At 41.4% G+C, this 19,655-nt stretch carries 19 protein-coding genes and 2 pseudogenes; 8 read left to right on the top strand and 13 right to left on the bottom strand.

Annotation, left to right across the window (positions count from 1 at the left end; translation table 11 throughout):
- Positions 1–443 precede the first annotated feature (443 nt).
- The 3 genes from L1N97_RS14305 to L1N97_RS14315 all read right to left on the bottom strand — a co-directional run bounded on the left by L1N97_RS14305 (position 444) and on the right by L1N97_RS14315 (position 1,923).
- Positions 444–1,145 (bottom strand): hypothetical protein, encoded by a 702-nt coding sequence (locus L1N97_RS14305; protein ID WP_236130251.1) that lies wholly within the window; start codon positions 1,143–1,145, stop codon positions 444–446.
- 26 nt (positions 1,146–1,171) lie between these two features.
- Complete coding sequence (locus L1N97_RS14310) at positions 1,172–1,612, bottom strand: hypothetical protein (RefSeq protein ID WP_236130252.1); 441 nt, start codon at positions 1,610–1,612, stop codon at positions 1,172–1,174.
- 122 nt (positions 1,613–1,734) lie between these two features.
- On the bottom strand, positions 1,735–1,923 hold the full coding sequence (locus tag L1N97_RS14315; protein WP_236130253.1) for a hypothetical protein: 189 nt from the start codon (positions 1,921–1,923) through the stop codon (positions 1,735–1,737).
- Positions 1,924–2,783: 860 nt separating this feature from the next.
- Between L1N97_RS14315 and L1N97_RS14320 the strand changes: the two genes are divergently transcribed.
- From L1N97_RS14320 to L1N97_RS14340, 6 genes are all read left to right on the top strand, one after another.
- Positions 2,784–3,089 (top strand): hypothetical protein, encoded by a 306-nt coding sequence (locus L1N97_RS14320; protein WP_236130254.1) that lies wholly within the window; start codon positions 2,784–2,786, stop codon positions 3,087–3,089.
- 98 nt (positions 3,090–3,187) lie between these two features.
- A complete protein-coding gene (locus tag L1N97_RS14325) occupies positions 3,188–3,466 on the top strand; it encodes a hypothetical protein (RefSeq protein ID WP_236130255.1) in 279 nt (92 codons plus the stop codon).
- Between the two features lie 67 nt (positions 3,467–3,533).
- A complete protein-coding gene (locus tag L1N97_RS17100; protein WP_442967251.1) occupies positions 3,534–3,638 on the top strand; it encodes a hypothetical protein in 105 nt (34 codons plus the stop codon).
- 296 nt (positions 3,639–3,934) lie between these two features.
- Positions 3,935–4,189: an AbrB/MazE/SpoVT family DNA-binding domain-containing protein gene (locus tag L1N97_RS14330; protein ID WP_236130256.1), complete on the top strand. Its 255-nt coding sequence runs from the start codon at positions 3,935–3,937 to the stop codon at positions 4,187–4,189.
- Positions 4,189–4,542: a type II toxin-antitoxin system PemK/MazF family toxin gene (locus L1N97_RS14335; protein WP_236130257.1), complete on the top strand. Its 354-nt coding sequence runs from the start codon at positions 4,189–4,191 to the stop codon at positions 4,540–4,542. The genes L1N97_RS14330 and L1N97_RS14335 overlap by 1 nt, the downstream gene beginning before the upstream one ends.
- Positions 4,543–5,153: 611 nt before the next feature.
- Positions 5,154–5,759, top strand: coding sequence for a tyrosine-type recombinase/integrase (locus tag L1N97_RS14340; RefSeq protein ID WP_236130258.1), 606 nt, complete (start codon positions 5,154–5,156; stop codon positions 5,757–5,759).
- A gap of 330 nt (positions 5,760–6,089) precedes the next feature.
- On the opposite strand, the gene L1N97_RS14345 is transcribed toward L1N97_RS14340, so the two are convergent.
- From L1N97_RS14345 to L1N97_RS14375, 7 genes and pseudogenes are all read right to left on the bottom strand, one after another.
- Entirely contained in the window at positions 6,090–6,578 is a 489-nt protein-coding gene (locus L1N97_RS14345; RefSeq protein ID WP_236130259.1) for an ankyrin repeat domain-containing protein, read from the bottom strand.
- Between the two features lie 9 nt (positions 6,579–6,587).
- Positions 6,588–6,797, bottom strand: coding sequence for a hypothetical protein (locus L1N97_RS14350; RefSeq protein ID WP_236130260.1), 210 nt, complete (start codon positions 6,795–6,797; stop codon positions 6,588–6,590).
- A gap of 161 nt (positions 6,798–6,958) precedes the next feature.
- A complete protein-coding gene (locus L1N97_RS14355; protein ID WP_236130261.1) occupies positions 6,959–7,795 on the bottom strand; it encodes an REP-associated tyrosine transposase in 837 nt (278 codons plus the stop codon).
- Between the two features lie 507 nt (positions 7,796–8,302).
- Positions 8,303–8,815 carry a hypothetical protein gene (locus L1N97_RS14360; RefSeq protein ID WP_236130262.1) on the bottom strand — a complete coding sequence of 171 codons (513 nt, stop codon included), beginning with the start codon at positions 8,813–8,815 and terminating at the stop codon, positions 8,303–8,305.
- A gap of 1 nt (position 8,816) precedes the next feature.
- Positions 8,817–13,556, bottom strand: coding sequence for an RHS repeat-associated core domain-containing protein (locus tag L1N97_RS14365; RefSeq protein WP_236130263.1), 4,740 nt, complete (start codon positions 13,554–13,556; stop codon positions 8,817–8,819).
- A gap of 2 nt (positions 13,557–13,558) precedes the next feature.
- Complete coding sequence (locus tag L1N97_RS14370; protein WP_236130264.1) at positions 13,559–14,368, bottom strand: hypothetical protein; 810 nt, start codon at positions 14,366–14,368, stop codon at positions 13,559–13,561.
- Positions 14,369–14,961: 593 nt separating this feature from the next.
- A pseudogene (locus L1N97_RS14375) lies at positions 14,962–15,147 on the bottom strand (hypothetical protein); the annotation flags it as partial.
- 177 nt (positions 15,148–15,324) lie between these two features.
- Here L1N97_RS14375 and L1N97_RS14380 point away from each other — a divergent pair.
- Together L1N97_RS14380 and L1N97_RS14385 are read left to right on the top strand one after the other, a co-directional pair.
- Complete coding sequence (locus L1N97_RS14380) at positions 15,325–16,878, top strand: Fic family protein (protein WP_236130265.1); 1,554 nt, start codon at positions 15,325–15,327, stop codon at positions 16,876–16,878.
- 165 nt (positions 16,879–17,043) lie between these two features.
- Positions 17,044–18,060 (top strand): annotated as a pseudogene (locus tag L1N97_RS14385) (IS110 family transposase).
- Between the two features lie 478 nt (positions 18,061–18,538).
- Here L1N97_RS14385 and hepT read toward each other — a convergent pair.
- The 3 genes from hepT to L1N97_RS14400 form a co-directional block, all read right to left on the bottom strand.
- Complete coding sequence (hepT, locus tag L1N97_RS14390; protein ID WP_236130266.1) at positions 18,539–18,979, bottom strand: type VII toxin-antitoxin system HepT family RNase toxin; 441 nt, start codon at positions 18,977–18,979, stop codon at positions 18,539–18,541.
- Entirely contained in the window at positions 18,976–19,368 is a 393-nt protein-coding gene (gene mntA / locus L1N97_RS14395; protein ID WP_236130267.1) for a type VII toxin-antitoxin system MntA family adenylyltransferase antitoxin, read from the bottom strand. The genes hepT and mntA overlap by 4 nt, the downstream gene beginning before the upstream one ends.
- 66 nt (positions 19,369–19,434) lie before the next feature.
- On the bottom strand, positions 19,435–19,623 hold the full coding sequence (locus L1N97_RS14400) for a type II toxin-antitoxin system PemK/MazF family toxin (protein WP_236130268.1): 189 nt from the start codon (positions 19,621–19,623) through the stop codon (positions 19,435–19,437).
- Between the last annotated feature and the right edge of the window lie 32 nt (positions 19,624–19,655).

A 19,655-nucleotide genomic window follows, 5' to 3' on the forward strand; every position in this document is an offset into this window, starting at 1 on the left:
TTGTTACCTTGGAATATCGATCTATCTAAACAGTCAGGTGACGCGATTTAAGACACTAAGTGTCCACTAAAATTAAGTGGACACTTAAATCAGAGCGCTAACCTGTGATCGCCGGACGCTTACGGATGAGTTGCGGTATTTGCTGCAGTTAATAGTTCAGAGGCAAGGTACTGAAGCGCTCGCATCTTGGCAGGATGTTATCGACTACCTGCGCGACAAGCGAGCCGCGCTCGGGTAGTGTATATGTTACTGAAAACCAAAATATAATAGCCATTGCCATCTAAACATTTGGCAGTTTTACCAGGCTGTGTTTCATATCTAAAGTGATATTGCGTCAACACCGCGCTACCCTGTAATATCATTTTTATGCCAATAAGCAGTGATATAGGCACAAAGCGATAGTATAAGGGATGCAACGCTAAGTTGTTATTGGTGGAGCATATTTAATCATCAATATCGAATAACTCGCTACTGTAGTCTTTGGCTTTATGGCCTTGCCCTTTGGGTTGGATCACTAATGTTAGTGAATCCTTTATAGCCATATCTGGCTCATGCTCTTTACCATTTTCATCAATTTTTGAAATATCGGTACCTATAGATTCTGTTGGGTCATAAAGTGAGACTGCTCCTCTGAATCTTCTTATTAATTTGTTGGCTTCAAGAAAATCATTATTTTTTGAATTGAGCAGACTGTCGAAAATTTTCAAATCCAATAACGTACCATCAAGCCAATTAACAGCGCATTTGTAGCCAAATTTCCAGACAATATTAGAAGACTCGGTATAAGCCCCAAAATATGAAGTGTTTCGCCCAACAAGACATGCACCGATAACAACGCCGACAATGTTTTTATGTTGTGCTTTGTTATTTATTTTTCCCAAAACAGTTTCGAGCTTAATATTCTGAAGCCTATTACCATATCCATGACTAGCTATATAAATGTAGTAACGCTTGTAATCTAGTTTGGTTAACTGATCTAGCGCCATTTCAAAGCTATTGGTTTCGTAAAATTGGGAGTGGTATAGATCAAAATTCCCATTCAGCCGCTCCAGCCCCTGAAAGAATGGTAAAACGCTGACGACGTTTTGATCATTCTTTCTTAAATCCCATGGTGCTTCTAAGATTATTAGCGCATTTTTTTTCATCTTATTTCTTTCCTTAAAAATAAACTTTAAGCAAGACCGCGTGCTGAAAGCATTTTGCCAAATCCATCATATAATATGTCTATTGAAGGTTTAATTAATTCTTGGGCAATGCCCTCGCCGTGAATATAAACACGAAAAACCTCGAGTACGTTCTCGTAAGCATCTTCATTAATTCCTTCGATAAAACCTGAATTATCTATTTGTTCCAAAATTTCATTGCTATCTATGTCTTCACCATCCTCTAGCCATTCAACAATCTCAAAAAAATCAGTCTCGAATTCTTCAAGGTCATTTAGCAAGTCACGAATTGACTCAAGCTCCTGACGAACCGGGTTATTTTCCTGTAGGACACTACGAAGTTGTTGTGCACCATTTCTTATTAACTCAATCCCTTGGGCATAAGGAACTTGCCATTCTTCTGAGACACCATATTTTTGTTTAATTTCTTGTGGTAATTCGTTTCTCATAATGTACCTTTTACTAAGAAAAAATATAGATTTTGATTGCTGTATCAGCAAGTCTTTTTTTAGTTATATTATTCTGTTTTAAAAAATATAGGTGCCCTGATTCCAATTGTATAAGATTAAAATTATTCACAGCTTTTATCAGTGACGAACTTAAATTTCACCGCCAAGCTCAGTTTGGTTAGTGCGTCGATGCAGTTTTTAGGTGTCATAAAATAACCTACACCAGCACATTCGTCTTCCGGCTTCATTTGCAATGCGTTGAACTCGCTGGGTTCGAATTGGCAGCGGGCAATGATGTTGATATTTTTCAAACTGTGGCCTGCTGGAAGCATAATCATTATGTGCGACACAATAGGTCGCAGACAGAGTTACACTGTACTTAATAACCTAAAACAGAGTAAGGAAGTATGGTGAGGTTGACACTTGATGCTGGCGGAATTATCTGCACCGAAGCGATGCTACAACATGATAGGTTCTTATTATTACCAGATGTCAGTTATGACTGTTGGGCCTTATACAGCGAAGCAAAATATTTGCTGTTAGAGCAAAAACTATGTCAACAAATGATAAAGGACCCTAAGTTAGACCCAAGCAACCGACTCTCAAGGATACTACTAGGCAATTCAATAGAATTGGTCCGAGAAGGTACCGTATTGCCTTTTGATGAAGAATTAAGGAACCGTTTAGGGGTTAAGCTAATTAATTTATTTTTATAAAAATTCAGTATGCAAGAACAAAAAATTTTTGAATTTCAGAGCAGTGCTTAGTGTATTGCACCCCTGGTGCGGGTAAAGATCAACAGCAATTAATTTAGTACTACACTCTGGAACGGAGTTATCTGACAAAGGCGCCTTAAAGCCAGCCTCAGATATCAGGCGTGGAGCCATGTATAAAACTAAAGGTGCTGTGCATCAGGCGTCGAAGCGTCAACAAAAGATGGTTGCACCTGCTGCGTAATCAGAAGCTCGGTACTTTAGTGCCGAGTAGTTCACTTAATCAAAATTGCTTAGCGGCCACTTATCTGAATTCCATACATATACAACCCCCATTAAAAAAATAACTTGCTATTTAATCGAAAATAATTAAGTTCGGAAAAGCATTTGTGCTGTCATTATCGACAACTCATTGAAAAGCCTGTGTAAGGAAATTGCACTTTAATTTGTTTAGGAGAATGAAATTGGGATTGTTCAGCTGGTTTGGCGGGCTTTTTGATGAAGGCACTGCAGAGTTTGAGTCTGTAACTGATTTTGCTACTGATGATGCCGTGGTAAATCCGGCAAATGGTAACATTATGATTAGTGGTATGGGAAGCGTTGATATTGAAGGTAACGCCTACGGTATTGATTCAATAGGCGGTATTGGTTGTGATTCAACGATAGATATGTTCGACGGTGGTGTATCAGATTTTAGCAGTAGCGACTCATATAGTAGTGGACTGGATGACTCTTTCGGTAGTTTTGGCTCAGATGATTGGTAATCGCGCCGGGAGAGTAAATATGACACTATTTATGGATTATGCGGTATGGGTACCGAAGGTTAGGTTGGCGTAGTTGGTATTTAAAAAAGAGAAACAACATGAAAACACTACAAATTTATAGTTGCCAACTGTTGGGTGGGTTTGTGGTACTCGCCATGATGAGCCCCTTAATAAAATTGGCACTGTTAGAACCCGATCAAGAGCGTTTTTGTTATTTGATCTCTGTGTTAATTACGATCAATATTTGGGGTTGCATTGGGTACTTTTTTTATAACATTCATGCCAAGACTAAAGGTTATTCAGTACTATATGCCCTGCTGTATCCGTTTTTCTATGCGCCTGTTGCGGCTAGGTGGTATTTAAATCGTCACTACTAAACAGTATAAATGTGTGAGTAGGATAAAGATTCATACTAAGTAATAAAGAATCATACTTAGTTGTTTTCTGTTAATCGCCATCCTTGCACCTGACGCTCAAGAGCAAGCCCGTTATCGAACTATCATGCATAATTTGGGGTTGATAGCTGAATACTTTAGGCATCAATTCTAAATTTCCTTTGTCCAGAGATTAGCTACAAAGAGTATGATACTTTAATACTCGGTTGTAGTTCGATTCTGGCGTAGTAGTAGTAATTAGCATAAATCTTTATTTTTCTGTCGGTAGACAATAACGTTTGAAGCTATGACTTTAAAGTTAAAAACTTTTTAGAATTAAAATGAGGATCGTATTAGCGCAATATCTAAGGCAGCTGAGTTAGCTTTTTAGTTATAACAATGTTGGCACCGAGGTTAAAAGGTATACAATCAATTTGGTTATAACAATGTACCCACTTGTGAGGTTGAGATATGCGGACTCAAGTACGAAAAATTGGCAACAGTCTTGGCAACATCATTCCTGCTGCGTTTATTCGTCAATTTGGCTTGGTTGAAGGGGCTGAGATTGAGGTTAAAGCGGATGGTAAGAAGATCACTATTGAACCTATTAAGCGTCAAAAGAAACGCTTCCCGTTTAGCGAAAAAGAACTTCTAAACGGCTTAGATGCTCATACGGCACATGCTGATGAATTGGCTGTTGTCTCTGTTGAGGAGTTAGGCGAGTAGTGGCGCAGTACATTCCAAAACGCAATGACATTATCTGGTTAGATTTTGAGCCAGTGAAAGACAAAGAGATCGGCAAGTACCGTCCAGTTCTTGTCCTTTCAAGTAAAGAATACAATCAGCAAACAGGGCTACTTATCTGCTGTCCGATTAGTACCAGTATTCGCGGTCAAGCTACCGAAGTACCCGTAAAAAACCTTGAAAAGCCTAGTGTTGTTACCTCAAGTTTGATTCAAACGCTCTCTTGGAAAGACCGTAGCGCGAAGATGATTACTACCGCTGAAAACGGTGTGATGGAAGATGTTTTGTTAAGATTTATCCCGTTGATTGGGGCTGAGTCTCTATTTGAAGAATAACAAGTGAAATATGGATTTATCAGATTGGACACCGCCACCAATCCAGAAATGTAGAGCTGAAAAAATGTTTCACAAGCTAGTGAGCCACCTTCCTACATCAACAGCATTTAGATTTCAAAACGGATGGTACTGCGAAAAATGTAAGCAGAGACTTTCCAGTTAAATAACTTTGAGTGATCAATAGCATTTAATTTACGACCCAATTGCAGAGCTAACTTACCAGTCTTTGCAAATCCATCGGACCATTCGTTGCAAAGAACTTACCACTTAAATCAAAATTCTAGTCTGATAGCAGTGCCTTAACCGTCAAAATTTCAAATTGGGAAAACCACTTCAGAATGTGGCTTTGTGCCAATAGCAGACATTTACCTTGGCAAGCCCCGATGACCGCTTTGAGTTCTAAAGCAGTCATTAATTCAGCTAGTATCAAGCTGATGTAGCTGCTTTTAATTGCACATCATCTTAAGCAGTAATTCCTCAACCGTAGCTACCTTTTTATGAAGTGCGTGACCAAGCTTGCTATTAGTTGGGCCTGCTTAAATCCAATGCGGTTATTTTTTCTGCGACTCAGTCGATAACCCGATGTCACTACAAAACAACGAGACATCATCATGGCAAGTCGCATACCTTGGAACAAAGGCAAGATTATCGGCCAAAAAGCGCCGCTGCGCCAACAAGAGATTTGGTCTATTCGTGCCCGGCTGGAAATAGCCAACAACCTAAAGGAACTGGCTCTATTCAATCTCGCGATTGACTCTAAACTTAGAGGCTGTGATTTAGTCGCGTTGAAAGTCTCAGACGTGATGCGCTCTGGCGATATTCTGACTCGTACTAGTGTGGTACAGCAAAAAACCGGTACGCCGGTGATGTTTGAGATAATTACTCATACCCGTCAGTCGTTACGCACTTGGATAGCCCACGCTGAGTTAAGCCACGATGACTATTTATTTCCCTCGCGTAAGCATACTGTGCCGCACCTTGGCACACGTGCTTATGACCGACTTGTGCATAAATGGGTCAGATCGATTGGTCTAGATAGCAGCCTCTACGGCACCCACTCAATGCGCAGAACTAAAGTGTCTATTTTGTACAAACGCGACAAAAACCTTCGTGCAATTCAATTGTTGCTGGGACACAAGAAAATTGAGAGTACCGTCCGTTATTTAGGAATTGACGTGCAGGACGCTCTTGAAGCATCAGAAAACTTAGATATTTGAGATAACAGACATCCTCTATCAAGACGCACCAATTCCGGATAATTTTTTTATTTTAAGCACCTATTATTTGAACGCACTCTAAACCGCAAATGACAGCAGCTTGATCAGCATTAAGCAGCAGAACTGATCAGTCACCGCCAGCAGAAAAGATCAATTTGTGCAGCACCGCCAGCTGTAGGCGCTGCAGCAAAATGCCAGCCCTGCTGGTGAGCACTGATCACTTCTACTGGAAATGACTGATCAGGCTGCTGGGGATTTTGCATGGTTTGGATAGAAAAAAGGACACCGGGTTATGGGCGTCCACTCGCTGTATAAGGCAAAAAATTTATCTCAAGTTTCGTGCTTTTTTAAATTACGAATGTGAGCGAGATAATTTTTCATTTTTTCCCATTTAATTCCTGAAGGATAATCGTCTCCTGGTAATAATCCGTCATTATTTAATATATTTGGATTCGCTCCTTTCGACACTAAAAATTTTATGACTCCTAAATTATTTGCTTTGTGTAAAGGTGTTGAACCATTCCAATTTACGTAGTTAACATCGGCACCATACGAAACTAATATTTTTATGAAACTAAGTTTGCTATGGCTATGCAAAGCCGATGTCTGCAAAAAATCATTGCTTGTCTTGGCTCCACGCTTAAGACACTCTTCGAGAATCTGGATATCATTGCAACAATGCAAGTATGGGGAAATACCTTTACATAGTTCATCACCTCGCCATCCTTGCTCAAGGTATTGTATCGCTTCATCATATGTCTCACAATAATGTAGCGGGGTGGCTTTAATAGATGAACCATAATAGTTCAATGGCTTCATGTTTCGTCCTTAGCACTTAACCTTGCAGGTTCCATTGTTACTAACGTCAACAATGCCATCAAATTTTTCCCTCACCACATTTGCTTCTTTAGTATTTAGCTTTTCTGGGACATAGCCATGATATTCATTACTTGGTGTTCCGTTATTTTTGAGAATAACAACTTCTTTATTATTGACGTCGACGCCTACACGAGCATCAGTATTTTTTCCAAGCGGCACAGAATTATCTAGGGCAGCTTGACCATCAGTTGGTTTAGGGGAAATAATTTCACCCGAAGATTTTTTTGGTGAGTTGCCGTGCTTTTTATACCCTGAATCATTGTAAATTAACTTATCTGTAACATCGACATATCTCTGAGCAGCATTATAATACCTCAGGGTCAGGTCTTGCTTTTTGCCACTATCTTACTCACCCGCGAGTAATGCAAGCCAAAATGATTGCCAATCTGCTTCAGAGTATAAGCGCCGGAATTGTGCGCTGCAGTAATAGCTTCATTTCGCGTTTTTGCTAATTGTTCATATTCTGCCAGCGTTTTAGCAGCAACGCGCCGCTGCTTTTTCGGAATGTCAGCTAACTTATCCGGCTCAGTTAACAGTGCTAAATGGCTTTGCACAAAGTCGTCACTACCTAAAAAAAGCTGATTCGTCAACTTATCCCATACGGCAATACCCTGGCCCTGCTGCACAAAGTCTGCGTATTTTTCTCTGGCAGTTTTACGTTGTTTGCCAAACATACTCAGTAACGCATCTGTTGCCAACCAGGAGGGGGAAACTGTTGCCCCCATCACCGCATGCCAGCTACTCCATGGCCAGTCATCTAACACCTGTACCATATTGGCTCGGATGGGGTTAAGCACAATATAGCGACTTAGCTCCAGCAAATAGGCATCTTTGTCGACCAATATGGCTTTATAGCGCCCCTGAAAAAAATGCCCTACCCGTTGGTGTTTTCGGTTTATCGCCTGGGTAAAAGTGCCGTTAAGTTGCCGCATACCTTTACTGAGGTTGGCATCGGGTGTCTCTACCAGCAAATGATAGTGGTTCGTCATCAAGCAATAGGCATGTACCAACCAGTTATACTGCTCGCATACCTTATCCAGCAGCGTTAAAAACAGTTCGAAATCGGTATCGTCAAAATAGATGGCTTTACGCTCATTGCCCCGGCTGGTGATATGGTAAAGCGCCCCTGCAAATTCCAATCTCAGTGGCCTTGCCATGTTGCATACTCCAGGTGGTGTTGGCTGTGGCTAAACTCTAGCCCATCTGGCAGAAAAGGCAAAAAGCAAGACCTGACCCTGAGGTTCCCGCACTATACATTCCGATTGCCATACCAATTAATTGTAAAAACTCGCCATCAGGATCAGTATATTTATATGGGTTGTTATTAGCATATGCATAACGATTAAAACCCATCGTTGGATTTCCGCGTTGCATATGCCCTAAGAAATCTACAGGGTCATTACTCTAGAACCGCCCTATAACTGGATCATAGTATCGTGCCTGCATATACATTTATCGACACTAAGAAACAAAACATATCATCAATAAATTTATGTATTACAGCATGTTATCAGTATAGCTAAGTTTATGGATTTGGGCTTATTGAGAGCAAAAAACAAAGCCCCGCGAGTGCGAGGCGATGTGGTTGGATTCAATCGGGGCCAAATTTTACTTTGCTTTCTTTATTTCTCTGGCTAACGTGCGTAGAGATTAGAGTCGCTAATCTACTTTATGTATACATTTGCCCATTCTTTTTGCGCTAGAATCAGGGAGTCTATTTCTTCTTGGTTTAGACCTTTGAAAACATCCCTGTAAGTCTTGTCTTCACTTTTGTCCATTACGGTAAACAAAGAAAGCCCTGTTTGCAGTTCACCTAACCTGCGGGAAAACCCTAAAATCCTTGATATATGCTCGTCTTTAAAAATTAATAAATAACTAAACTTTGCAGATTCATATATGACCCAATAATCTGACTGAATTTGCTCAACGTTTAATTCGAGTTTATATTCATTAGTAATAACTCGCTCGCTGAAAGGTTCTCTAGTTTTAAGAACCGAACTCTGACTCTTTAAATATATCGCATTTAAAGCCTGCTTTTTACTCATTCCAATAGCAAAGCCATAGGCTTCACCTGCTGAATATGAATAAACACCAGAAGGTCTAAACACATACAAATCAAAAATTATCAAAATGAAAATTGCAATTGAAGCGATTGTGAACAGTTTGATTTTATTCATTTCACTGATTCTCTGGTCTTTCACTAGTTGACCGCCCACTATGCAAGTCTGGGTTAAATCCAGAGGGATTAAATTCCTTAGGAATTGCTCCCCCAGCACCATTGATTAAGTTTCTAGTGCTAGTATGGCAGTTTCCTTCATTAGGGGTTGCTCCACCATCCAATGCGGGTATCGCCGAATAGTCCAGAGGCTCCAAAGTTGCCATAAATTCACCTTGGCTCAATACTGCTCGGTCAAATTGGTCTGATGTCATGCCCTCAGGAGGCTGAATAACTATAGAATCAGTTATATCGCCATTTGCTAGCGCTTGAACATCAGCAGCATGATTTTTACCAAATACATTCTTACCATTTACTTCTAAACTACTTAGTATGACAGGATCTCCCTTGCCAGTGGATACGATAACCATTGAATGAGATCCAGCTTTTCCAATACCGTAATCAATGTCCAAGTTCCTTGAAGCAACCACTACTACACGTCCATCTGGGTCGGTATATTTATATGGATTATTGACTGCGTAAGAGTAACGGTTAAAACCCATTATCCCTTCTGCGTTACTAAGGTGCTCTACGGCCCCAACCGGATCATTCGAATAGAACCTCCCAACAACCGGGTCATAATACCGCTGCTGCATATAAGTTAACTGCAGATCGTTATCTTCCACATGGCCGGTATAGCCTGGTTCGTCCGATTGAGTTCTTGGATCGGCATATTTGGCGACCAGTTGGCTACCTAAGTAGTAATAGTCGGTATAACCATTATTTTCATAAGTGCTCATCAAAACCCCGGCGCTGTTGTACAAGCTATAGGTTTTTGCGCCGTTTTTGTTTTTGATTATCCGTCGGCCATGGCCGTCATATACATAGCTGTTAGTGCCTGAGCTGGTTAAGCGATTAGCGCGGTTAAAGTTAAAGGCCCTTACACCATTATTGGTAACATTACCCCGGTTATCGTAACCAAAACTTTGACTCAGACTACCACTTATACTGGCAAGCTGGTTATTGCCATTATAGGAATAAATAATGTCCTGTGCACCCAACGTCTTGCGGGTAATATTCCCCAGTGCGTCATAACTAAAACTGCCAGCGCCCCAAAATCCATTCGCTGTTTTTAATCTGCCAAGGCCATCATACGTCATATTAGTCATACTATTTGACGGCGTTACAGCATCGGTTATTGAAGTAAGATTACTATTGCTATCATAACTATAAAGTTGAGACAGTAAGTTAGCCGATTGACTCACTCGGCGTAGCTCTGGCCTTTGCTGATTATCCAAAGTTTGATTAAACGTTAACGCATTACCATAGTTGAAACTTTTAAGCTGCCCGTTTGGAAAGTACTGCGCATTCGTCGCATAACTGCCGCTGCTAAGCGAACGCCCTAATGCATCCACCGTAAAACTAACATTTCGGCCTGACGGATAGCTTAGTGATGTCATGTGTCCCAGACCGTTGTAGGATGGGTCGAGAACAAACGCGAGACCATCCACTAAAAGGGTCTCCTTCTCAACCATGCTTTGTGAATTGTATTGATATTCCCAAGCTGTTGAACCCGAGGTCAGATTTGTTAAGCTTCCCTGATTATCATACGTATATACACTGTTACCACTACCATCTGGATAGCTGATTTGCCGGATGTTTCCGATGTTGTCATACGTAAAGTTAATCTTTTCACTTGCCAGTACACTGGCCGTGGAGCAAGCGTTATTCGCACCTGATGCGCCTTTAGCTTCCCAGATGACATCACCTACGATGTTATAATCATATGCCGTCGCGCCTACATCAGGACGATACAAACGGCATAACCGCTGCTGCGCATTGTAAAAACGCAATTCTGTCACGCCCCCTTGAAGGACACTTGAAACGTTATCAAATACAGAGTAATTAATCGCGGTTGAAACATCTTCTGGTTGACTGATAAGGGTGGGAAGTTTCTGCTCGGGTGAGCCAAACGCCCGAAAGGTGGTTGTGCTGCGGTTGCCTAAACTATCAACTGTTTCTACCCGGTTGTTCGTTAAATAATAATAGTCAACACCCGTGTTATCGACGGTGAAGTATTGCCTTTTAACCCGCTGTAATCCATCGTAAAGGGTTGCCTGACCATTGGGTTCGTCGTCATTCTCACTAGGAAACGACGTGAATACAGGTTGGTTGTAAGCATCAAATTGCTGGCGTACATACACGTTGATATTGCGCGCCGCATCACGTTCACGGGTTAATAATGGCCTGAACAACGCATCCATCTCAATCCGCTTTTCATAAGCCCCCCGTGTTATTGTTTGAACAAAACGCCCATTTTGGCTGCTGTAATCAATGACCGTAGGGGCCCAAGGTGCGGGAGGCGTAATTAACGATAATCGTCCTAGGGCATCATAAGCATAGCTTGACGTGTGGCCTCTAAAGTTGGTGACACTTTGTATTTCACCACGGTCGTTGACACTTTGATAGGCACTTTGAACAGCAGATGCGGTATAACGGCCAGGTAAGGTAATTTGTTGGGGGATACCACGCTTATAATTATTGAATTCGACCCAACGATTTGGCGAATTGTAAGTCTGGCGTAACAGATTTCCGATAGCACCACCGCTGGTATGGTAAGTGTTTGAACTGATGAGTGAGCCGAATTGATATTCCTGATGAGGAAGTAATTTACTCGCAGAATTAGCAGCATAGTAAGTCGTTTGGTTGACAGTCGTCCAGCTACTATTGTTAGACGATAACTCAGTCGTTGTGGGTAAGTTCAGCACCCATAATGCAGTGTCATGTTGATAGTTAAACCGCTTGTAGCGCGTACCACTTGGCCCCGTTTCTGACACTAAGCCTGGTTGTCCGTAGATATTATACTGACTATAGGTGGTAGAAAACGTCGTTGGTGAGCCATTACTATAAAGGGTGGTTTTAAGGTTCCCAGGGTAAATGTTGTTTTCATGCATTGCTTGATTTTCAAACACTTTTTGACATTCATCGCTGATAAGTTCAAAAACAGGATATTGTGAAGGCTTACAAGAAACCATCCTTACCTTACCCACTTTAGGTGCTGTGACGTAGCTGGTTTCAACCGCTTTTAATAAGCTAGAAGCATTAGTATCGTAGTAAAGTGTCAATACCTCTTTGCCTTCAAGTACGCCAAAATTTCGGTTAAACACATGCACAGTTTTACTTCCGTCTGGATTGACGACGGATGTAGAGCGCAAATTCATCAGGGAATGACCCGCCGGCGCAAAAGGTAATCCAGATAATGCTGCAGGCTGAGGGGTTGTCGTCATTTGTCTTGGTGAGCCCGCGTTTTGAGAGTATTGGTAATTCCAAACGAGTGAATTATTGTTAAATTGAAGCTCTTTTTTAGCAATGGCCGGGTTCGTCAAGCACCGTCCAACATTATGATGACCAACCCAAGGCGAGGCACTTCCGCCGGATGAAGAAAAGGGGACATTGGTTCTACCAAATTGGGCCCCTCTGTGCGTTAAAACAAACACGGCTCCCTCAGGATGGGTTAACGTAGACACGTTATCCTGAGGTGATATAACAGCACAGTCTGCCAGTGTTGGTTGCGATGCGCTGATACCGCCATAGAGATCAAACGTTAAATTAAATTCCCATTTTTTGTTGTCAGGGCGAGTAACTGACTTGAGTACATCTTTGTACAGTAAATCCCGATTGTCATATACGGTGTTATACGCATAATGCCATTCTCTACCATGAGAAGTGATCTTCGATACTCTGTCCGTATTTTGCCCCGCCTCATAGACAATATTGATTTCTCGGCCATCTGTAGCAGAAATTTTAGTCAATTTATTGGAGTATGTTAAAAACTGACTGGCGCTGCCATACGGTAATGTTGCTGACTGATATTCAAAATTGACTTCATTATTAAAGCGATCACGAATTTTACTGACCTGAATGTTGAGGGTATATGAACGCAATAGCACGGCAGCATCGTAGTTTGGATTGAGCACGTCAGCTTCTTGCTCTACCTGAACCAAGGTTGAGGGCACCAGTCTGACGACATCGAACGTATAGATAACGCCTTCGGGAGACGTTGCCTCAAAACCGTATCGGTTTGTAAGGCAATTAATTTTCCAGTTATCAGCATACCGCGCATTTTGTATCATCCCTCCTGCATCGTAGGCCATTCTGAGCTTCTGATTGGTCACGCCTGGAATATCCAGTGTGTCACCGCTCCAATATTGCATAGCCCCTACTGTTGCAAACTCGGTATCAACCCATTCAGGCTCCAATCGTCCACAACCTGGAAAATGGCTGAGTTGACCCGGACGATATTCAAGCGTGGTTGTGGTAATACTTGGGATCTCCAAGCTCCAATCACCAAAGCTGGCATTGTTGCCGCGATTATTCTTAGAGCCTCGATAGCTGCGACGTATTTCAACAGGCAATGCGTTATTGCCTTTTAATGCAATGTCAGTATGTTGAAAAGTGATTGAGCCTGTGTTTAAGTCAACCTTGTCACCAAATAAGGCGGTTGTCTCTGGTGTAATATGCTCTTTAACTTCCATCCTAGATAGCGCAAGCTCAGTCATCAGTTTTAGCTTATCGTGACTGCCCGTAGACATTACCCGGGATGAATTTGCTTGCTCTGCTTCAAGTAACCGCAAGCCCGAATGACTTTCCATCGCATTCATAAACAAGGCTGATAGCTCCTCTCGCTCTTTTTGAGAGTATGCCTGTGTGCTGAACGATAAAAACCCAAAAATGAGAACCGATACAGTCAATTTAGTATTCATGATTATTGCTCCTTGCGCTCACCAAAGGGTTTAAGTTCCGTCTTTTTAAGCATGCTACCCGCTTGATTACTCTCACCAATCACACTACCTAGGATGTCGGTATGTATGTAGGTCACTGCTGCGGAGGTATTAATCGTTAAGACATGAGACCAATCTGAGCATTGTGCAGAGGCGTTACATCCACGAACTTGATAGCTATAAATGTTATTTGTGCTGATGGCGACATTATGGGTCCGGGTTGTACCTTTATTGATTTCAGGTTGCCAAACACCGTTGACGTTCTGTCTGATCCGATATGATGACACGTTAGAAACAGCTCCCCATGCTACTGTTAAAGTGTTGCCGGAGAATGATGCCGTTAAATCTGCAGGTGCTTTGATATATGCCCCTGTCGGACTGCCACCTGTAATATTAAACGTTTGTGTGTAGGCGTAATCACTGCAACCATGTAAATTACTGCAAGCCGCGACGCGAAATAGGTAACTATTTCCGGCTTGAAGGAAACGGCTTTGACTATTATTGTAAAGAATATCATCGTTACCCCAGCTGCTATTGGTTGCCTGGCCGATAAGAAAATAATCATAACTGCTGTTTACTACCCATTGTAAACTTACGGTTTGCCCAGAAAGGGTGGCTTGCGTGTATTGCGGCACTTGAGGCGCGCAATACCCCCCAATTGTCGCCACATCACATTCCATCATAAGTGAGGCTTGCTCTTGCGTTTGTTTTGTTTCTTCAGAAAGTTCAGCACTCGTTTTTGCATAAAGTGTTGGTGGTAGGAATAAAAAAGCAATGAGTAAGACCCTAAACATAAGTGCAACCTCCGTGTTTTGATTTACAATCAATTATTTGTTTATATTGTTATTTTTATTAACCTAAGATTTAACAAGGTAGCCCAATGAATAACCATGTCAAGAATGTAATGAAAAAATGTTTTTATATTTAACATTTGGATGTGTTAATTATTTGAATCACCACAACGTCAATTTTAACAAAACGTTTTTAAGGGGGGCAACTGCAGTTATGGGTTAAAGCCGGTGGTATTCCATTAAAACATGCCACTCACTGACTTAGAAATAGTCTGGGAAGTCCAGTCTGGTGATTAAGACTTTGGTAAGGTCGTTATACTTTGGCATCTAAGTCATTTAAGTTCGACTTAAAAAAGCATAAAAATTAATGTGAATGATGGATATTAGGCTTTCGCTATACGATGAGTCTTCAATCAAATTAAAAAGCATTATGTCAGCTTGTGCAGTAAAGCAGACATTCGCATGTGCCTAATGATGTGGGGAGAAATTTCTGCTATTCGCTCAAAGCAGTCTTTGATATTAATGAATGATTGCTGCAATCAATAGTCCTTGATGGTGAAAGTTATGGCCTATAGAAATTGCAACCAGTGGTCCTTTTAAAGTGAAACAGGTGGTAATTTAGTGTGATCTTTTACAATATAAGCCGGTGCAGGTAGATAAATATGGTGTACATCCGGCACAGACAGGCCACACGCTCTGGCCAACGACATGACAAACCATTCATTTTGAGTAGTAAAGTAATAGACAGCAGTGTCAGTATGTTCGGGTTTTAAAATGTGCGTTGATAGTCTGCTATTCCTCCATCATGAAGTGCATTACTGTCTGTAAAAAGAGTATAAGTAAAACTGTGTTTTTTAAGTAAAACGAGTGGCTTGTAAGTGGAATGGTTAGTTTGTAAGTGTTACTCTAAATATATAAGTAATTTATCTTTAGTGATAACTAACAAGGTATTCTTACAGATGAGTCCAATAGGGTACACCTACCTAAATCAGTTTTACAAACTACTGCTTCCGAAGCTGAATGTCGAGGTTTTTGCTGATAAATCAGTGTCAGCAGACAGCATAGTAGATTTTGGTTCATCTAAAAGAAGAGTGATACCTGCCACAAGAAAAATTATCGACTCACCCTATGAGCACATGTGCGCTGCAATTAAATACCAAGGTATTCGTCTTCATTTTTTTGCTGCAATATTCAAAGTCATTGATGTAAATGAATTTGCAGATTTCATTCGAGCATCACCACAATCAAAATATAACAGAGTGCTGTGGTTTTTGTTCGAATGGCTAACTGATGCAGAACTCCCCATACCCGCATTGACCAGTGGGAACTACATCACGCTGTTTGATGATGCGTTTTACTATACTTTAAAAGACGGCATTCGGCACAAAAGAATGCGTGTCATAAACAATGCTATTGGGAACAGAGACTACTGCCCAACAGTAAGAAAAACAAAGCAAATTCAGAAAATTGCCGGCATAGATGTTTATGAAACTGCCTATACAAAAATGCAATCGTTGGGGGATGTATTATCAACCGATATTTTGGGACGTTCTATAAATTATCTCTACTCGAAAGAAACCAAATCATCGACTGAAATTGAGAATGAGCGCCCTGATAAACAGAGAATGCAGCGGTTTTTGAATGCGGTCAAAAATGTTGGTCTGTTTGAGTTAAACAAAGGCAAACTGATTGATATCCAAAATCAGATTGTCGAAGAGCGGGTTAGAGCTAACGATTACAGAACGGATGAAATCTATGTTGGCAGCACGATCCAACGGTATAATATCGTTGATGAGGATGTGCATTACATAGGCCCACTGGCTAAACATGTACCTGGAATGATGACTGGGTTGTTAGCTACGCATGAGAATCTGATGTTAGACAGATCTATGCCTGCCCTGATCCATGCATGCATCATCTCGTTTGGTGAAGTTTATATCCATCCTTTTATTGATGGTAATGGCAGATTGCATCGATATCTGATCCATGACGTGATGAAACAACGTGAAGCGAAACATAAGTTTATTATTCCTGTTTCTGCGTCAATTTTAAGAAATCCGGAAAAGTATGATCAGGTTCTGGAGAGTATTTCCAGACCAATTTTATCGATGCTTGATTATTCCTTTTCTGATGACTCAAAGATCGTAATTAACAATGACATCGAATACATGTATCGCTACCCAGACTTTACCGAGCATGTGAAATTTGTCTACGACATGATGGAAACCGCAGTTTCTTCAGAGCTCATCGAAGAAGTCTGCCTGATTATCTGTTTTGATACCCTGAAAGATCATATCAATAGCACCTTCGATATATCGAACAAAAATATCGATGTGCTGATTTCGTTGCTATTAAGCAATGGTGGAACGTTATCTAAAAGCAAACAGAGCTATGTGCAGCAGTTTATTGAGCTTAAACACTTACCTGGAATTGAGACTGTCGCGAAAGGTATCATTGAGAAAATTATGTCTCAATTCTCTGTAAATATCCCCGAGCTGATGAATCGAAAGTAAGTCTGTAAAACGAAGAACAAACTGGCCGGATCATCCCGAAATACGCAATATACTAAGTAAATAAATTTTTGAGGTTGGAAGCTCTTGGGGTCAGGTCTAATGTGATGACTCGCCTTATATCCTGATTTAGGATGTTGGTGACCAAACCGATAGAGGCGAATCATCATGTCTATAAGAACATTAGGCGTTGATCTTGGCAAGTTCAGTTGTCATGTAATTGGGCAGGATCAGCATGGCAAAATCATTGAAAAACGCAAAATCCCATTAAGCAAGTTTGCAGAATACCTGGCAAATTTGCCAGCCTGTGCGGTATTTTTCGAAGCCTGTGGTGGTGCTCACCATTGGTGCCGTAAGGCCAAAAGCCTGGGCCATATAATTAAAATGATACCTGCTCAATTTGTTAAACCCTTCGTAAAGTCGAACAAGAATGACTTTAACGATGCAGAAGCCATCTGTGAAGCTGCACAGCGGCCAACGATGCGTTTTGCTCATCTACGTAGCGAAGAGCAGCAAGCTTTTGGTTGTTTACTTAAATTACGTGAGCAGTTCGTTGAAGAGCGCACCGCCATCAGTAACCAAGCACATACCTTTTTGTTGGAATTTGGTATTCAGCAGAAAAAAGGCCGAAGCTTTATTAGTTAAGTGGCTGACATCACCGAGGATGCCGAGTTTGATTTACCCGCTGCGTTACGCTGCGCCCTGTTTCGGCTGGTTAAACGCTATCAAGCAATTGACACTAAACTCAGTGAGTTAGAGCGTGAGATTGCAGCAATAAACAATCAAAACGACAACTGTAAACGGATGCAAAGCATTCCAGGAATAGGCTTAATCACCTCCAGTTTTATTGAGGCTTGGGCAGGCAGTTGCACACAATTTAAAAGTGCCAGAGACTTTGCCGCTTGGGCAGGTTTAGTACCGAAACAACATTCAACAGGCGGGAAAAGTAACCTGCTTGGGATCAGCAAACGCGGCAACCACACGTTGCGTAAATATCTGATCCATAGCGCACGTTCGGTTATTCAATGGAAGCTCGAAGAGGATCATGCCTGGAGCCCATGGATAAAGAAATTGCTAGTCAGCAAGAAAAAAACCGTCGCAATAGTGGCAATGGCGAATAAACTTGCTCGGATAATCTGGGCAGTATTAACGAAAGAGCAGAATTACGCAGCTCAAGCTGCATAAACCGGGTCACACCGAGTTTGCAACACGATGGCAATAAGGCAAAAACCATGATCGGAAACCTGGCAAAAGCAAAAGTATCTTGATACTGAAGGTCTTATAAGGACGATGATGGGCGAACAACATAGCGGGCGTGCACACTAAGAACGTGCTAATAGACTCCTGATACATTGACGCAGACTTATTTGTTATCAGTGCTTGCAACCTGGAGGCGAGTCATACATGCTTTTTGACTTTTCCATCCCTCTCAGAGGCAGACTACCTAAGGCTCTTGTTGCTAAGAACTGTTCTAGTTAGTATGCCCTGAGAAAATTATTGGTTTCGTGGCTCGCATAGCCAGCGTGTGAATAAGATAGAGGCAAAAGCCAAGACCTGACCCTGTTGTACGATAGGATCTGACCCTGTGGCCCTGACAGGCACAATGAAAAACTGGTAACTGTCAGTTCAAGTTTCAGCTAGTACACCTGATCCTTTGTGCATATTAGGTCGTTTCCTTTAAAAAGTTTATTGCTTTACCACAAAAATTAGCAAGTGCGTTATAACGGCCTTGCGCTACGATTAAACGAACAATATTAACATCAATGTTCAGGTAATCGTGGACTAGTGCGTTGCGCATACCAATAATCTGACGCCATTCTTTAAGTTCATCTGTTGTTATCATGCCGTGCTGCTGCAGCTTAGAAAAAGTTTGATAGGCATCTACAGACGCTTGTTGCTGGTATCTCTTTAAACAATGTTTAGCTAAGCCAATGCTCAATTCTGTTAAAAGTTGTAATAAACGTTCTGTAGCCAAATAATCTCGCCTGCGTAGTTCGCCTTGCGCAAGATCTGCACGAAGCTCATCAAGTTGCTGACAGTATTCTTGTACATGGTTTGCTGCTTCGGTTAAATAGAGTTGCAAGCCGTTTTCATTGTTATTCATTGCTTAGCCTCTCGCTGTTGGTATTCAAATAGGCTATTAATACGTGTTATCTCTTGCCATGCCCGAGCGCTGCCATCACTATAAAGCAGCTGACCGCTATCAATGATTTGATATGCTAAATAAATAGGGGCTTGGTTAATATCTACAATAGATAGCATAGCTTCTGGAAGAGCTAACGCTGCAGCCCAATCAAGCGCTATACATTGTGGGCGGGTATATCGGTTTAAAGCATCCAGATTAAAGTTATTAAAAGCGATAGCGAGATCATAATCGCTATCTGGCCTTTCGCGCCCATGAGCTCTTGAGCCATATAACCAAATAGCCCCAATATCGGAATTTTGCCGAGCTAGCTTTTTAATCTTCAGTAATATCGGGCTTGTGTTGATCATAAAGCAGGTATTTACCAGTATTAAGTGTATTTACTTTATCAGAAAAGGCTTAGCTGGGCTAATTGCCTAACGAATATGCAAGATATAGGCAAAAGTCAAGACCTGACTGGTCATTGGCGCCATCAACACAGTGGATAATTTGCTTAACTCGTTGGAGGAAACCACAACACAGGAACGGGTTTTATTAATTTCTCGCCCTTGGGTCGGATCTAAGTTGACTAACCAAACCTCAAACCGCTTAGGTTGGTTTACCATGCTAGATCATCATTTGTTAAAGGTGCATCCTG

This window comes from Rheinheimera sp. UJ63, from assembly GCF_021568285.1.
In the GTDB taxonomy this organism is placed as follows: domain Bacteria; phylum Pseudomonadota; class Gammaproteobacteria; order Enterobacterales; family Alteromonadaceae; genus Alishewanella; species Alishewanella maricola.

Coding starts and splice junctions, on each gene's coding strand:
- L1N97_RS14365 (WP_236130263.1), bottom strand. CDS start 13,556: ATGAATACTAAATTGACTGTATCGGTTCTCATTTTTGGGTTTTTATCG.
- L1N97_RS14320 (WP_236130254.1), top strand. CDS start 2,784: ATGAAATTGGGATTGTTCAGCTGGTTTGGCGGGCTTTTTGATGAAGGC.
- L1N97_RS14330 (WP_236130256.1), top strand. CDS start 3,935: ATGCGGACTCAAGTACGAAAAATTGGCAACAGTCTTGGCAACATCATT.
- L1N97_RS14380 (WP_236130265.1), top strand. CDS start 15,325: ATGAGTCCAATAGGGTACACCTACCTAAATCAGTTTTACAAACTACTG.
- L1N97_RS14325 (WP_236130255.1), top strand. CDS start 3,188: ATGAAAACACTACAAATTTATAGTTGCCAACTGTTGGGTGGGTTTGTG.
- L1N97_RS14355 (WP_236130261.1), bottom strand. CDS start 7,795: ATGGCAAGGCCACTGAGATTGGAATTTGCAGGGGCGCTTTACCATATC.
- L1N97_RS14370 (WP_236130264.1), bottom strand. CDS start 14,368: ATGTTTAGGGTCTTACTCATTGCTTTTTTATTCCTACCACCAACACTT.
- L1N97_RS14360 (WP_236130262.1), bottom strand. CDS start 8,815: ATGAATAAAATCAAACTGTTCACAATCGCTTCAATTGCAATTTTCATT.
- L1N97_RS14400 (WP_236130268.1), bottom strand. CDS start 19,623: ATGGTAAACCAACCTAAGCGGTTTGAGGTTTGGTTAGTCAACTTAGAT.
- L1N97_RS14345 (WP_236130259.1), bottom strand. CDS start 6,578: ATGAAGCCATTGAACTATTATGGTTCATCTATTAAAGCCACCCCGCTA.
- hepT (WP_236130266.1), bottom strand. CDS start 18,979: ATGAATAACAATGAAAACGGCTTGCAACTCTATTTAACCGAAGCAGCA.
- mntA (WP_236130267.1), bottom strand. CDS start 19,368: ATGATCAACACAAGCCCGATATTACTGAAGATTAAAAAGCTAGCTCGG.
- L1N97_RS14305 (WP_236130251.1), bottom strand. CDS start 1,145: ATGAAAAAAAATGCGCTAATAATCTTAGAAGCACCATGGGATTTAAGA.
- L1N97_RS14340 (WP_236130258.1), top strand. CDS start 5,154: ATGGCAAGTCGCATACCTTGGAACAAAGGCAAGATTATCGGCCAAAAA.
- L1N97_RS14310 (WP_236130252.1), bottom strand. CDS start 1,612: ATGAGAAACGAATTACCACAAGAAATTAAACAAAAATATGGTGTCTCA.